Source organism: Marinobacter sp. BSs20148 (assembly GCF_000283275.1).
Taxonomy (GTDB): Bacteria; Pseudomonadota; Gammaproteobacteria; order Pseudomonadales; family Oleiphilaceae; genus Marinobacter; species Marinobacter psychrophilus.
This window is the reverse complement of the sequence record NC_018268.1, coordinates 94,919-109,168: the sequence shown is the minus strand read 5'-3', so window position 1 is coordinate 109,168 and position 14,250 is coordinate 94,919. Positions and strand designations below refer to the sequence as shown.

Here is a 14,250-nt window from a genome sequence, read left to right as displayed (position 1 = left end):
GTCTGCGCCCGGCCTTACAGATCTGCCGGAACATAGGCGCGTGTATCCCACACCTTGTAGGTTTTCATGAACTCGTTCTGGCTTTCGTAGACGCGCTTGAAGTCAGCATCATTGGCGGATTCTTCCGCAAGCACTTCGTCGGTCACCGCTTTTAACTGACGCAACACATCCAGGGGAATCTGATCGGCTTGAATTCCATTTTCCTGGAAGCCGGCCAGAACCTTACCGTTCTTGTACTCACCCTCGGCCAGGGCCATGGTTGTTGCGGCAGTGCAAGAGGCTACAACCAGCGCTTTCTGCGCAACGGTCGCGTTGTTCCACTCACCTTTGTTGATCAACATGTACTGGGCAGTGAACTGCTGGTGCCAACCGGGGAAGAGGTTGTATTTCACTATCTGGTCGAAACCGAGGATCTGATCGATGGCAGGCATCGAGAATTCAGTGGCGTCGATGGTGCCTTTCTCCAGCGCCTGATAAAGCTCACCGCCCGGCATCATAGTAACCGAGGCGCCCAATTTTTCCAGAACCTTGCCGCCCAGACCCGCGAAACGAATCTTCAGACCCTTATAGTCTTCTAGTGTTTCAATGGGTTCCGAATACCAGCCCGCTGTTTCAGGCCCTATAATGCCGCACAGCTGAGCGTGAACTTCAAAGCCCTTGTTGGCATAAACTTCCTGCAGCATTTCATGGCCACCACCGTAGTAGTACCAGCCAGTATAGGCCCAGGGCTTCATGCCAAAGGGTACAGCTGCAAACAGGGGAATCGCAGGTACCTTGCCCTGGTCGTAACCGATCCAGGTGTAACCTGCTTCTACCTTGCCATCGGAAACGGACTGCAAGATATCGAAAGGCGGAACCAGCTTACCGGGTTCATAGACGCGAACCTGAATGCTGCCATCGGAAGCGGTGTTAAGACTATCGGCAACCCAGGCGGCAGGCGAACCCAGGCCGGGGAGATTAGTGGCAAAGGCAACCGGCATTTTCCAGCGCAGGTCATCCGCGAAAGCCGTTCCTGTTGTCAGCACAACCGCACCGGCGATTCCGGCTAGGGCCTTAAAGAGTGTCATTGGCAAGTCTCCTGGCTTTGTTGTTTTATTTGGCCAACAGGAAGATTTTCCCGATGGCCTAGTCTGAGGTTAGTCAGAAATCACAGGAAGCGAGACGGACATTTGTAATTTTCGGATCCAACGAAAGCGTCAGTCTTGTTTTCTGTGTTGTTCTGACGTCCTGCTGCTGAGAATATGCACATATCACGCCAAAATATTTTTTATCATACATATCATAAGCATAGATAATATTAAAAAATATACGAGTATCAATGTGTCCGAAATCTCGGGCACATTGATACTATGGTCGTAGGTAATTGTACATAAATCAAGACGCTTGTCCGGAAATCAGGACATTTTTGCCAGTTTCTCGTACAGCATCGAGCGAGAAATACCCAGTAGCCGAGCAGCTTTGGTACGGTTACCCCTGCTTGCAACCAGTGCCTCTGCTATCGCCTGAGCTTCCGCCTCTGCCAAAGTCGCGGCCAGTGGCCTGACGGGCCGCAACCCTATTTTCGAGGCGGGGCGCCCGCCAACCCGAGGCAACACTTTAAACATGGCATCGGCATCCAGCACGCCGCCGCCCTCGCTCATGGTCAGGGCCCTTTCCAGCAAATTGCGTAATTCGCGGATATTCCCGGGCCAGTCATAACTGGCAAGAGCCGCAATACCCGCATCCGTAATCTCCGCACGCACACCCAGCCCCTCGCTGATTTCCCAAAGCAGGGTCTCGCACAGCAATCCGAGATCAGCGAGACGGTCTCTCAGAGGTGGTATAGGGATTTCCAGCACGTTGAGCCGGTAATACAGGTCTGAGCGGAAAATGCCGTCGGCAATCATAGTTTTGAGGTTGCGACTGGTTGCCGCGATAACCCGGACATCTATCGATGTCACCTTGTTGGAACCCAGAGGCTCGACCTCTCCTTCTTGCAAGACTCGCAAGAGTTTGGCCTGCAGCGGCAAAGGCATGTCGCCGACTTCGTCGAGAAACAGCGTGCCGCCGTTAGCAAGCTGGAACTTTCCTTCCCGAAGCTTACGATCAGCCCCGGTATAGGCGCCCGGCGCCACTCCGAAGAACTCGGCTTCCAGCAGGTTATCGGGAATGGCCGCCACGTTCACACCCACAAACGGCCCTTCTGCACGGCTGGAAACAGAGTGGATGGCCTGGGCCAGCACTTCCTTGCCGGTACCGGTCTCACCCAGCAACAGCACCGCCATTTCACGACCGGCAGCCAAGCGCGCACGGCGCTTGACCTCAAGGGCTCCAGGGGTGGCGCCAACAAAATCGCCAAGACTGTATCGTGTGCTCCTCGCTTTTTTAGCCAGCGCCTTGCGAGCCGCAGCGAGATCCTGATGCAAACGTCGATACTTGCTGATCAGCGGGGTAAGCGGTTGCAGGTCGCCGTAGAGCACAAACGCCACAGCGCCTTCGATCTCACCAGCGCCGTCATAAAATGGCAACCGAGTAACCACCAACTGTTGTTGATGGTGCTCCATGATATCGAGCAGCAGTGGTTTGCCGGTTTCCACAACTTCGGGCATGCGGGTTTCAGGAATCACCTGGCGCACCGGGAGACCGATGACGCCAGACGGGTTTCCCAAGCTGAGCAGCTGGGCATAGCTGTTATTTATCCAGGTAATACGGGCCTCGCGATCAACCACAATGGCGCCGACGCTGGCTTGCTCAAACATCGGAAACAGGGCTTCTATCAGCTCCCGCGTCAGACCGCTTTTGTTCGTGCCTTTAAACGGTTGGGTCATTGAACAGGTACCGCCGGGGTTCGTGTCATGCGTGGTGAAAACTCGGGTGCCAAATGCACTGCAGGAGTATATGGCCCGCTTTCCCGGGGAGCAAACCGACTGTGATGGCGCCAGCAGAATGGCCTATTACACTGCAACAACGTATTAAAGAGTGACGCCGGCTAAGGTTCATACTAGGCTGAATATTTTACCAGAAGGAGTTTTCAAGCCATGTCCCACGCCGCCGGTTATCCTGGAAAGATACTGGGTGCATCCATTTTTCTGCTCACAGCGCTGGCGTCACTGCCAGGCTGCAGCCACTACTACGGCGCGAAAAACCTGACTGGCCCAGAACCGGAAACCACCGAATATGACGTGGTAGAAGGCTTGGTATACACCCCGGGGGACTGGCCCCAGGCACTGACCGGCGACTTGTATTTGCCGCAACAAAGTGGCCCCAGCCCAGTCGTACTGATGGTGCATGGGGGCGGCTGGAACAGCCGTTCGCCGGCGGACATGGTGTGGATTGCTGAAGAGCTCGCCAGCCACGGATTTGCGGTGTTCAACATTGCCTACCGGCTTGCACCCGAATACACGTTTCCCGCCCAGTTGCATGACCTGCAGGTAGCACGCCAGTGGCTGGCCACTAACGGTTCACGTTATGGTCTGGATGCCCAGCGGGTCAGCGGTTTCGGGTTTTCATCCGGTGCGCACCTGGTTGCGCTTCTGGCAGTGGTTGCAAGCAGCGATAGCGATCTTAATCAGCCTTACGGCGGCGTAAACACACGGCTGCAAGCGGTGGTCGCCGGCGGCATACCAGCGGATTTGACCGGCTTTGATTCGGGCAAGCTACTGTTTCAGTTTCTGGGCGCCAACAAACAACAAATACCTGAGACCTATCGCATTGCTTCGCCCATCACTCACATAACGCCGCAAACACCACCGTTTTTCCTGTTTCACGGCGGCATGGATTTACTGGTGCCGTTCTCTCAGGCTGAAAATTTTCATCGGGCTTTGTTGAAAAAGGGCGTAGACAGCGGCCTGTTGAAACTGAACTTACGTGGCCACATCACCAGCTTTCTGACCGGCGGCAATGCCGTAGAGCAGGGCCTGAATTTTCTGGCGCGTCAGCAGAAACCCTGAGCCAGCCAGTGACCTGATCAAGCCTTATATTCAATATTAGCCCATTCGCAGGTAGGGCAGCAGGCTCACACCTACAATGACTCCCAGAGCGATAATGGCCGCCAGCATGCGCAGCGGGTGGCGCCGCAGCATACTGCCATAGCCGGCTTCACCCCGCGCCACACGTTCCTGCCACTCCAACTGCTGCTGGCTTTGGCGCTGCCGCTGGTAGCCTGCAAGTAATTGTCGTGCCCGCTCGGCTTCGTCGTCATCGTGCACCCAGAAACCGCCCATACTAATGCCCCAAAAACTGGGCGGCGTTTCGTAATAGCGCACTTCTTCACGCTCGAACAGATCCCGAATGTCGTCTGCTTCGTCGTCGGGCACGTGGCGTAAATTCATTAGATGATGGGGCATGGAACCTCGTTGGGGTTGGTCGGTGGCGGCCTTGGCTATATCCTAGCACCAAAGCATGAAGCGCCGAATTCACCAACGAGTTATTCCATGGTAAAGCAGTCAGCGGCAAGACCGTCAATGACCAAGACGCCCATCATCAAACAGCCTCTTCGCCTGTTAATGGATTTCGACGCCCAGATTCAGCGGGACGGTCAGCAAACATCAGACTTTATTCATCGTCGCGACCGCAAGTTTGCGCTGAACTGCGAAGAGCACAACAGCCCAAGTGACCCCGCACACTGGCTGGCCTGGCTAGGGCGTTTTGACAACGGCAGCGAGCAATTAGCAGGCACCGGCCAATCCACAGAGCAACGTTGGCAGCGGATCAACAGCGGCTTTATAGCGCTGGGCGCGGTTCTGGGCATTATTACCATGGCCGGCCTGTTGTTTTACGACGGTGGCCAACGCATTAACGTGACCGTGATTATTGGTTTTGTGGCTCTGCAACTGCTGCTGGCGTTGCTGACCAGCCTGCAGTCGGTGATGGGATGGCAACCCTGGCGTCCACTGCTAAACCGCTTTATGCCTGCTTCTAACCCGGCCTTGCAGCCACTGCAACCGGCTCTTATGGCGCGGGCTACCCAGGGCGGCGGGCTCAGTTTTGCAGTGGCGGCTTTACTTACCCTATTGGCAATGGTGGTGACTCAAGATCTGGCGTTCGGCTGGAGCACCACCCTGAATACCGCCGCCAGCGGCTATCACCAACTCACCAGCGCCCTGGCCACGCCTTGGGCATGGCTATGGCCGTCGGCGGTACCAGACCCGGCACTGGTGGAAGCCACCCGGTTTTTTCGCGCCGGCAAAAACACCGCACTCACACCGGCACGTTGGGGCCAGTGGTGGCCGTTTGTCAGCATGCTTTGGTTGATATGGGTTGTGTTGCCACGCCTGTTGTTGCGCCTGCTGGCAAGCGCACTCGTGCGCTTGCGGACGCGCAAACTGTTGCTGTGCCACCCCGGGCTGCGAGCCCTGCGCGAACGCATGGCAACATCGGTGCTGGATACCGGCGCCGGTCACAATGACGCCGGTGACCTGCCCGACACGCGGCACAATACCCTGCTGCAGCCGCTTCCGGAAAAAGCGCAGCTGCTGAGCTGGGCCGGCGCGGGAACTGTCACTGACAAACAAACACTGCCCGCGGCTCTGGCCGCTATCTGCCCAGGCCCGACACTCAATGTTGGCGGCTTGGCCAGCCTCAGCCAAGATCAGCAGGCAATTGCCCAGCTCGCTGTCAGCAGCGATGCAGTCACCGCCATTATGTTAGTTCGTAGCTGGGAGCCACCCACGGGCGAGTTGCTGGACTTTTTAGACAGCGCTCGCCACAACTGGCCGGCCAACAGCCGGGTTTTTTTGTTGCCATTAGCGGCCGAAACCCGGGAGCCATCCAACACCGCTACAGACCGCCAGCTGCAACCCTGGTTACGTTTTGCAGAACGCTGCCCACCAGGTTTTGTTACCGTCGGAGATATCGCCATTAGCACAGGACTGTCGCATTCATGAATCAGGCTCCGGTATTTGCCGTGGTGGGTCACCCTAACAAAGGCAAATCTTCGATCGTCGCGACATTGTCCCAAAATGATGCTATCGCTATTGAGCTGGAACCTGGCACCACCCGCCGCAGCCATGCCTACCCGTTACAGGTAGACGGGCAAGTGCTTTACACCCTGGTGGACACGCCAGGCTTTCAACGCCCGCGACGGGTACTTGAGTGGTTGGAAGCACACAGCGTTTCGGCATCAGACCGAGCCGCCACGGTAGCTGCGTTTGCTACCCAGCATCGCGGTAATCTGCAGTTCAGCGACGAATGCGAACTGCTGGCACCATTAATCGAGGGCGCCGGTATTATTTACGTGGTCGACGGTTCGGTGCCATACAGCCCTCAGCACGAAGCAGAAATGACCATATTACGCTGGACCGGGCGCCCCAGCCTGGCGCTCATCAATAGCATTGGCAATGAAGACTACGGCGACACCTGGCAGGCGGCGCTGGGGCAATTCTTTCAGATTGTGCGCAAGTTCGATGCAGTTCGTGCACCTTTCGAGCAACATCTAAGCCTTTTGCGGGCTTTCGGCCAGCTCGAACCGGCCTGGGAAAAACCCCTTGAAACCGCCACCGGATTTTTGGACCGTCAGCGCCAGCAACGCGGGCAACAGGCCGCCACGCTGATTGCGCGAACCCTGCAGCAAATGATGGGCTACCGTCACAGCCGTAGCTTAGCGGAGGATCTGGCTGCCAGTGGCTCCAGCCAGAACAAAGACGCCCTTGCCTCCGAGCTTCGCAAGAGCTGGTATCAGCATCAGCGCCAGCGTGAACAGCAGCTGCGGGGCGACATTCAGCAGCTGTACCAACACGGCCAGCTACAGCGTCAGGAAGCCGAGCTGGAGTGGCAAAGTGAACACGATCTGTTTTCCGAAGACAGCCGCCAGCTATGGGGCGTGAACAAAGGCTACCTGGCGGGGGTCGGCTTTGGCGCTGGTGCCGTCGGGGGTGTTGGTATTGACGCACTAACGTTAGGTGCATCATTTGGCACCGGAGCCCTGATCGGAGGCATAATCGGCGCTGCCGGTAGTTATTTTTACGGTGACCGCCTGCCACTGCCTACATTGAAGATAAGGCCCCTGCGCGACGGTGTGAAAACCGCCAGCTTCGGCCCGGCGCCAGACACTCAATTTGGCTACGTCGTGTTGGGCAGGGCGCTGAATCACTGGTGGCATGTAAGCCACCGAAACCACGCTGGGCGGGCGCCACTCCCGCTTGGCACCACCGACAGCCACTGGTTGGAAAGCTTGTCAAAACAGGATCGCAACATCTTGCATCGGGCTCTGGAAAAAGCCCGCAAAGGCAAGTCCGCAGACCCTAGCGATCAGCATAAACTGGGGCAGGTGATTACCCACGCTATGAAGGCTTACAACGACTGGCAGTTGAAAAGTGTATGACAGGGGTGTTTATACTACCGGGCTATTTCATAATCGGCCGCTCCGCTATTTACCCGGCCGCGCTAATCTAACGTGAGGAATACTAATGAAAATTGTACGAGTTAAGGACATTATCGGTACCGAACGTGAAGTGCACGGCCCAGGCTGGACGAGCCGTCGTATGCTGCTGAAAAAAGACGGTATGGGCTTCTCTTTTCACGAAACAATCATTCCGGCAGGCGCCGAACTGAACCTGTGGTACAAGCATCACCTGGAAGCGGTTTATTGCGTAGCCGGCAACGGCACGATTACGGACAAAGCAACCGGTGAAACCCACGAGATTTCCGACGGCACGCTTTACGCACTCGACAAGCACGATCAGCACACCCTTCGCGGTGGCACTGAAGATATGCGCCTGATCTGCTCCTTCAACCCGCCCGTCACCGGACAAGAAGTACACGACGAAGACGGTGCGTACCTGCCGGATACCAGTGAAGACTAACTCAATACCCGCTGCTGCTGAACACAGCAGCACCCTACCGCCACCGGCAGCTACCCTGCTTCCGGTGGCGGTTTTACTTTGGCTGGCCGGTGCTTACCTGCGCATACCCATTCTGGTTGCGCCACCTTTAGCACCGTACATTGCCGACGAACTGGCACTGTCGCAAACCCTGACCGGCGCATTGACCACCTTACCTATTCTGATGCTGGCCATTGGCGCCATGCCCGGTTCCCTAGCTATTTCCCGCATCGGCCCACGCAATACTCTGGCGCTGGCCATACTGATCATGACCATCGGATCTGCCGCCCGTGGCATGGCGCCGGACACCATTTTGTTAATGGTCGCAGGCGCCGTTATGGGCCTGGGTATTGCCATGATGCAACCGGCACTGCCGGCACTGCTGCCGCGTTGGCTGGCACCCCATCATATGGCCATGGGCGCGGCAATTTATATGAACGGCATGCTGATGGGTGAGTTCATCGGCGCCGGGATAACCCTGCCGGTGGTAATGCCGCTGTTGGGTGAGAGCTGGCGCGCTACCTTGATTGCCTGGTCGCTGCCGGCTCTGCTGTTGGCTGCGGCGCTTTTCCTACCCAAGCGTGATCTGGCACCGCCCATTCGAAAAGTGGCCTGGCTGCCAGATTGGAGTAACCCGCTGACCCTGCGGATTGGCCTGCTACTGGGCGTACCCAGCTCGTTGTTTTTCGGTTTCAACGCGTACATGAGTAACCTGCTAGAACAGCGCGGTGAACTGGACCAGCTCACCGATGCCCTGTTCTGGTACAACTTTGCGCAAGTGGTTGCATCTCTTCTGATGCTTAAAATGGCGCGCTTTTGGGTGGGGCGCAATAGCCCTCTGATTATCGTGCTGATTCTAAGCCTGCTGGGAGCCGGCGGCGCCGTGCTGATGCCCGGATGGTCTGGCATTATCAGCGCTACCTTTATGAGCTTCACCGCTGGACTTCTGCTGATCTTGATGGTGGCCGTGACGCCACTGTTGGTGTCCGCGGCCGAAACCGGACGCTTATCGGCGGGTAACTTTCTGGTTGGCTACACCATCGCCTTCATAGTGCCGATGATCGGCGGCTTGGTGTCAGACGCCAGCGGCGACATCCGTCATGCGTTCTGGGTAATGATCGCTTACGGCGTGCTGGTATTGCCCATCGCGTTCAACCTGAAGCTGGAACGCAGCTCATAAAAAACGGGGCCCCTCTGGCCCCGTTTTTGTACTGCAACGTTATCGTCTGAAATCTGTCAGCCGGGCCGTTGATCTGACCCGGCTAAATCAACCGCCGCTAAATGTAGTAATCTTTCAGCGGCGGGAAGCCGTTGAATTCCACCGCGCTATAGGTGGTGGTATAAGCGCCGGTCGAGAACCAGTACATCCGGTCACCAATCGCCAGATTCAGCGGCAACGGGTACTTGTGGTCTTCATACATGATATCGGCACTGTCACAGGTTGGCCCGGCAATCACGCAGTCCTCGCCTTCGCCGACCTTGTCAGTCCAAATCGGAAACTTGATGGCTTCGTCTAGGGTTTCAATCAACCCGGAAAACTTGCCCACGTCGGTATAAACCCAGCGGTGCATAGCCGTGCGGGATTTACGGGAAATCAACACCACCTCGCTTACCAGCACACCGGCGTTAGAAATCAGCGAGCGGCCTGGCTCAATAATGATTTCCGGCAGCTCGTCACCAAAGTCTTCGTGCAAAAAACGGTTGATTTCTTCGGCATACACCTTCAATTCGTTGGTGCGAGTAACGTAATTAGCCGGAAAGCCACCGCCCATATTGATCATTTTCAGTTCGATGCCATCTTCTTCTTTCATGCGCTCGAAAATCACTTTCACTTTAGCCAGCGCGGAATCCCAGGCGCCGATTTCACGCTGCTGCGAACCTACGTGAAACGACACACCGTAAGGCACTAAGCCCAGGTCACGGGCCAGAATCAGAAGATCCATCGCCATGTCCTGTTGGCAACCAAACTTGCGCGACAGCGGCCAATCGGCGGTTTGCGTGCCTTCCGTCAGAATCCGCACGTAGATTTTCGAGCCCGGCGCAGCCTTGGCAATATTGCGCAGATCTGCTTCCGAATCGGTGGCAAACATGCGAACGCCTTTCTCGTAAAATGTGCGTACATCTTTGGCTTTTTTAATGGTGTTGCCAAAGCTGATACGGTCGCCGGTCACACCCAACGCCATTACTTTTTCCAGCTCGTACACCGAAGCGATGTCAAAGCTGGCGCCCTTGTCGCGCAGCAGAGTCAGAACCTGCGGGGCCGGATTGGCTTTCACCGCGTAATAGACCTGTGCGTAAGGGAAGCCCTCAACCAATTCGTTATAGTGATAATCGATAGTGGCGGTATCAATCACCACAAATGGCGTTTCTTTGCCTTCGGCGAACTGCCGAATACGATTGAACGTGCTTTCGGTGTAATAGTCGGTAATACGGGCGTTGGCTAACTCGGTCATGGGTGGTGTGTCCCTCCACAGGGTATTCAGCAGAAAAAAGGCTCTGCGCTTTAGCGGCAGAGCCCGTTGATTATCGCGATCATCAGGTTTTTTTTAAAGTCCGCATATCAGTATATCTACTTATAAAACAGACCGTGGGAGAATCGAACTGCTTTACAAGATAGTCAGAATGCCAGCCGCTGCAAGCGCCGGCCAGCAGGACCCCAGTAAGATTTAAACCGCCATTGGCCATACCGGATCAGGCATCATCGGCTCTTCCGGGCTACGGGGTTCGTTGCACTGGCGCAGGTACGCCAATATCGCATCTTGCAAATCAGTGCCCTGGCCTAAACCCTGGTTGCCAAACAGGCGGTTGAATTCCAGTACAAAGGGGTAGCCTTCAACCAGCGCAATATCAAACCCGGCGTGGTCTACCCCCAGCTCCCGCGCCAATCGCAGGGCCAAATCGGTCACGACCGCCGGCACCGGGCTGCAATCGATACGCCCGCCGCGAGCCACGTTGTTGTAAAAGCCCTGGTCCGCCTGAGTGCGCCAATAGGCGGTGACGACTTTGTCGCCCACCACTACTACCCGCGCGTCTCGCTCCAGGGGAAGATATTGCTGGGCATAGAGCACGTCAGTACGATCGCAGTAGCGCTGCCAATCGGCACGGTTTTCAATCAGCCACACACCTTCGCCCATACTCGCTTTTGGCAGCTTGGCGACAAAAGGCAGAGCCATGTCCTGCCATATCTGTTCGCGCTCCTCGGGGCCGTTGGCGGTAATCAACGTCCAGGGCGTGTGCTCAGGTGCAACGGCCTGAAACGCCCGAGTCATTTCCACCTTGTCGTGGCCAATGCGGTAGCTGGCAACACTGGGAAACACCCGACATTTCAGGCCATGTACCAGAGCGTTCAACTGCCAATACTCCGGAAACAGCACCCAGTCAGCGTCGCGCAGCAATTCTTTATGGCGCAAAAACTGATCCGGCTTGAGTACGGTCGTATCGGGAAAACTAAGGGTACGGAAAATATCAAACGAGACACAGTGCATGAGGGTTTCACACAGGTTGAAGTGCACGAATTCTAAGCGTTTTCTGTCCGCTGGCAAGCACTATCGATATAGGTAATTTGACGTTCATCCGATATTGGGAAATCCGTCGAAAACCCCAAAATAAACGACCTGAAAGCACAAACCAACCTACACAATGACAAAATGCCATCGAGCGCTAGGATTTACGCTTCACGCCCTGCTGAGCCACCGCGGTCAGCGGATCTTCCGGCCACGGATGTTTGGGATAGCGCCCACGAGTGTCTTTGCGCACCTGTGGATACACGTTGGCCCAGAAGCTGGCCAGATCCGCGGTGACCGCCAGCGGCCGCTGGGCAGGCGATAATAGGTGTATTAACACAGGCACCTGACCACCGGCGACGGTGGGCGTTCGCGTCCAGCCAAACAGCGCCTGCAGCTTGGCCGCCAACACAGGGCCGTTTTCCGCGGCGTAATCAAGCGTCACCAAACTACCGGTTGGAATCGTCAGCGCGGTCGGCGCCAACTCGTTCAGGCGTTGCTGCTGGGCGTAATCCAGCAAGCCGTTCAGCGCGCCGTGCACATTCAGCTTTTGCAGTTCAGCCCAACGGCTCAGGCCCATCAGGTAGGGCGCCAGCCAATCCTCTAGCGAATTCATCAGCGCTGTGTCACTGACATCCGGCCAGTCTTCCGGGAAATGCCGTGCCAGCAGCCCGACCCGCGCCTGCCACTGCCGGGCGCCGGCGGTCCACGGCAAGCTGTCCAGCCCTTTGCGCCGCACCGCGGTCAGCAAGCCCTGTTGCATCAGTTCTGCAGGCGGTTTGGCCAGCGGTTTTTCGGCCAGCAGCAAGGCACCCAAGCGGCGTACCTGGCGCGCAACCACGGTGCCGCGCCGATCATCCCATTCGGCTTCGTCACGTTGCTGAATGTGCGCGGCAAGGTCACTTTCCAGACTCGCCAAATCCACCGGCGCCGCCAGGTAAATTTGCGCTTCGCGGGCCTTACCGTCCAGATCCGCCGCCACCAGCCAGTCGTAACGGGCCAGGGCATCGTCGTCGCGCAGCAGCGCACCCTTTCCATTACTAAGCTGGTAACGGGGGGCATCACCGGGCCGGCGGCGGGCTATACGATCCGGATAGGCCAGCGCCAGCAAACGCCCTACCTCTGTCGCAGTGGACGCAGGCGCAGAAGCATGTTTGGCCGATGGTGTTGCGGGTTCCAAGCGCCTGGCCTGCTTTCGCACCGCCTGAATTCGCGCTGGGTCTACCCGTGCGTGGCCACGCAGTACCCGCACGCGCTGGTGCATGTCGGCGCCAGCACCCGGCCCAAGCAGATCCCGGTCTTCCAGCAGTGCCGCTAATTCTGACGCCAAGGAGCCTTGCCCCAATGAACGGCCCAGCAATACCATGTGCGCCAACCGCGGGTGAACGCCCAGTGCTCGCGCTGCCTTACCGTGGCCAGTAATAGCGCAGTCTTCACCCAGCATATCCAGCAATTGCAGCAACTCCACCGCCTGCTGCCAATGCGCTGCCGGCGGCGGCTCAACCCACTGCAGCTGATCGGGCGACCGCGCGCCCCACTGAGCCAGCTCCAAAACCAGCGGCGCCAGGTCTGCTTCACGAATCTCCGGTGGGGTAAAGTCTGCCAGACCATACTGCTCAGACTCGCTCCACAGGCGATAGCAAACCCCGGATTGGGTTCGCCCAGCGCGGCCTTTGCGCTGCTCTGCCGACGCTTTGGATACCCGGCCCGTCACTAGCCGCGTCATGCCGCTTCCGGGGTCAAACACCGCCCGCCGCTGCTGGCCACTATCAACCACCACCCGCACGCCTTCAATGGTCAAACTGGTCTCGGCAATCGCTGTGGCCAGCACCACCTTGCGAGAGCCCTCAGCTGCCGGAGCAATCGCACGATCCTGCTCCGCTGCCTGCAAACTGCCAAACAATGGTGCAATCACCACATCCGACGCTACCTGCCCCGCAAGTGCTTGCGCCACTCTCCGGATTTCACCGGCGCCAGGCAAAAACACCAACACCGAACCCGGCTGCTGAGCCAAGGCCTCAAGCACCACCGCCGTTACCTGGTCTACCACCCGCGGCTGACGTTGCGCAGACGCAGCAGGCCGATACAAAACCTCCACCGGAAACGCCCGGCCCTCGCTGCTAAGAACCGGCACGTCGCCCAGCAATCGGGCAATGGGCGCCGTATCCAACGTGGCTGACATCACCAACACCCGTAAATCCTCTCGCAGCACTTGCTGCGATTCCCGCACCAAAGCCAGCCCTAGATCAGCCTGTAACGAACGCTCGTGAAACTCGTCAAACAGCACCGCGGCATAGTCTTCTAACAGCGGATCGCTCTGAATCAAACGGGTAAGAATGCCTTCGGTCACCACTTCAATCACGGTAGCCGCCGACACCCGGGTATCCAGACGCGTACGGTAACCCACCGTCTGCCCGGCTTGCTCGCCCATCTGCCCGGCCATATACCGCGCCGCCGAACGAGCCGCCAGTCGCCGCGGCTCCAACATCAAAATCCGCCTTCCCTGACGCCAGGGTGCATCCAGCAATGCCAGCGGCACACGGGTGGTTTTGCCAGCGCCCGGCGGCGCCTGCAGCAAGGCAGTGGTGTTGGTTTCCAGGGTTTGTTTGAGTTGGGGGAGGATGTGTTCTATTGGGAGCACGTTGCTTCGGCTTCTTGGTTGAATTCGGTTCGCTGGGCTGGGCTTAGTCTGCCGGATTGAGAGTTGGCGCGGGAGCAAATTTGAATTTTTGGCCGGGAAAGAACTCGCTGCGCTCAGACACCTTTGTCCGGCCAAAAATTCAAATTCACCCCCACACCCTGCAGAAACCGGTGATAAGTCGAAAGCTTAGCATGGCGAGGCTTCGGTTGACCCGGTGAAAAATTGCCTGAGTCAGTAGGCTTGATCACCAGCCGCTAACGATTACTATGAGCTATAAGCCAAAAACCGCTTTAATCTTTTCCATAAC

Annotated in this window: 11 protein-coding genes; 5 read left to right on the top strand and 6 right to left on the bottom strand. The window is 57.2% G+C overall.

The window, feature by feature from the left end:
* Window positions 1-14: 14 nt before the first annotated feature.
* Entirely contained in the window at window positions 15-1,067 is a 1,053-nt protein-coding gene (locus MRBBS_RS00455) for a TRAP transporter substrate-binding protein (protein WP_014869420.1), read from the bottom strand.
* A gap of 327 nt (window positions 1,068-1,394) precedes the next feature.
* A complete protein-coding gene (locus MRBBS_RS00450) occupies window positions 1,395-2,807 on the bottom strand; it encodes a sigma-54 interaction domain-containing protein (protein WP_014869419.1) in 1,413 nt (470 codons plus the stop codon).
* A gap of 210 nt (window positions 2,808-3,017) precedes the next feature.
* Here MRBBS_RS00450 and MRBBS_RS00445 point away from each other — a divergent pair, with 210 nt between their 5' ends.
* Window positions 3,018-3,929, top strand: coding sequence for an alpha/beta hydrolase (locus MRBBS_RS00445; protein ID WP_014869417.1), 912 nt, complete (start codon window positions 3,018-3,020; stop codon window positions 3,927-3,929).
* A 36-nt stretch (window positions 3,930-3,965) separates the two neighbouring features.
* Here MRBBS_RS00445 and MRBBS_RS00440 read toward each other — a convergent pair whose 3' ends face one another.
* On the bottom strand, window positions 3,966-4,325 hold the full coding sequence (locus MRBBS_RS00440; protein WP_014869416.1) for a DUF6164 family protein: 360 nt from the start codon (window positions 4,323-4,325) through the stop codon (window positions 3,966-3,968).
* A gap of 87 nt (window positions 4,326-4,412) precedes the next feature.
* Between MRBBS_RS00440 and MRBBS_RS00435 the strand changes: the two genes are divergently transcribed.
* The 4 genes from MRBBS_RS00435 to MRBBS_RS00420 all read left to right on the top strand — a co-directional run bounded on the left by MRBBS_RS00435 (window position 4,413) and on the right by MRBBS_RS00420 (window position 8,979).
* A complete protein-coding gene (locus tag MRBBS_RS00435; RefSeq protein WP_050996547.1) occupies window positions 4,413-5,864 on the top strand; it encodes a DUF2868 domain-containing protein in 1,452 nt (483 codons plus the stop codon).
* Window positions 5,861-7,300, top strand: coding sequence for a DUF3482 domain-containing protein (locus MRBBS_RS00430; protein ID WP_014869414.1), 1,440 nt, complete (start codon window positions 5,861-5,863; stop codon window positions 7,298-7,300). Before MRBBS_RS00435 ends, MRBBS_RS00430 begins: the two co-directional genes overlap by 4 nt.
* 85 nt (window positions 7,301-7,385) lie before the next feature.
* Window positions 7,386-7,781, top strand: a complete 396-nt coding sequence (locus tag MRBBS_RS00425) for an ectoine synthase (RefSeq protein ID WP_014869413.1) — start codon at window positions 7,386-7,388, stop codon at window positions 7,779-7,781.
* Window positions 7,771-8,979: a CynX/NimT family MFS transporter gene (locus tag MRBBS_RS00420; protein WP_014869412.1), complete on the top strand. Its 1,209-nt coding sequence runs from the start codon at window positions 7,771-7,773 to the stop codon at window positions 8,977-8,979. The genes MRBBS_RS00425 and MRBBS_RS00420 overlap by 11 nt, the downstream gene beginning before the upstream one ends.
* A 97-nt stretch (window positions 8,980-9,076) precedes the next feature.
* On the opposite strand, the gene MRBBS_RS00415 is transcribed toward MRBBS_RS00420, so the two are convergent.
* The 3 genes from MRBBS_RS00415 to hrpB all read right to left on the bottom strand — a co-directional run bounded on the left by MRBBS_RS00415 (window position 9,077) and on the right by hrpB (window position 13,943).
* On the bottom strand, window positions 9,077-10,252 hold the full coding sequence (locus tag MRBBS_RS00415) for a type III PLP-dependent enzyme (protein WP_014869411.1): 1,176 nt from the start codon (window positions 10,250-10,252) through the stop codon (window positions 9,077-9,079).
* A 213-nt stretch (window positions 10,253-10,465) separates the two neighbouring features.
* Window positions 10,466-11,284: an ATP-grasp domain-containing protein gene (locus MRBBS_RS00410; RefSeq protein WP_041635410.1), complete on the bottom strand. Its 819-nt coding sequence runs from the start codon at window positions 11,282-11,284 to the stop codon at window positions 10,466-10,468.
* Between the two features lie 175 nt (window positions 11,285-11,459).
* Window positions 11,460-13,943 (bottom strand): ATP-dependent helicase HrpB, encoded by a 2,484-nt coding sequence (hrpB, locus tag MRBBS_RS00405; RefSeq protein WP_014869409.1) that lies wholly within the window; start codon window positions 13,941-13,943, stop codon window positions 11,460-11,462.
* Window positions 13,944-14,250: the final 307 nt, after the last annotated feature.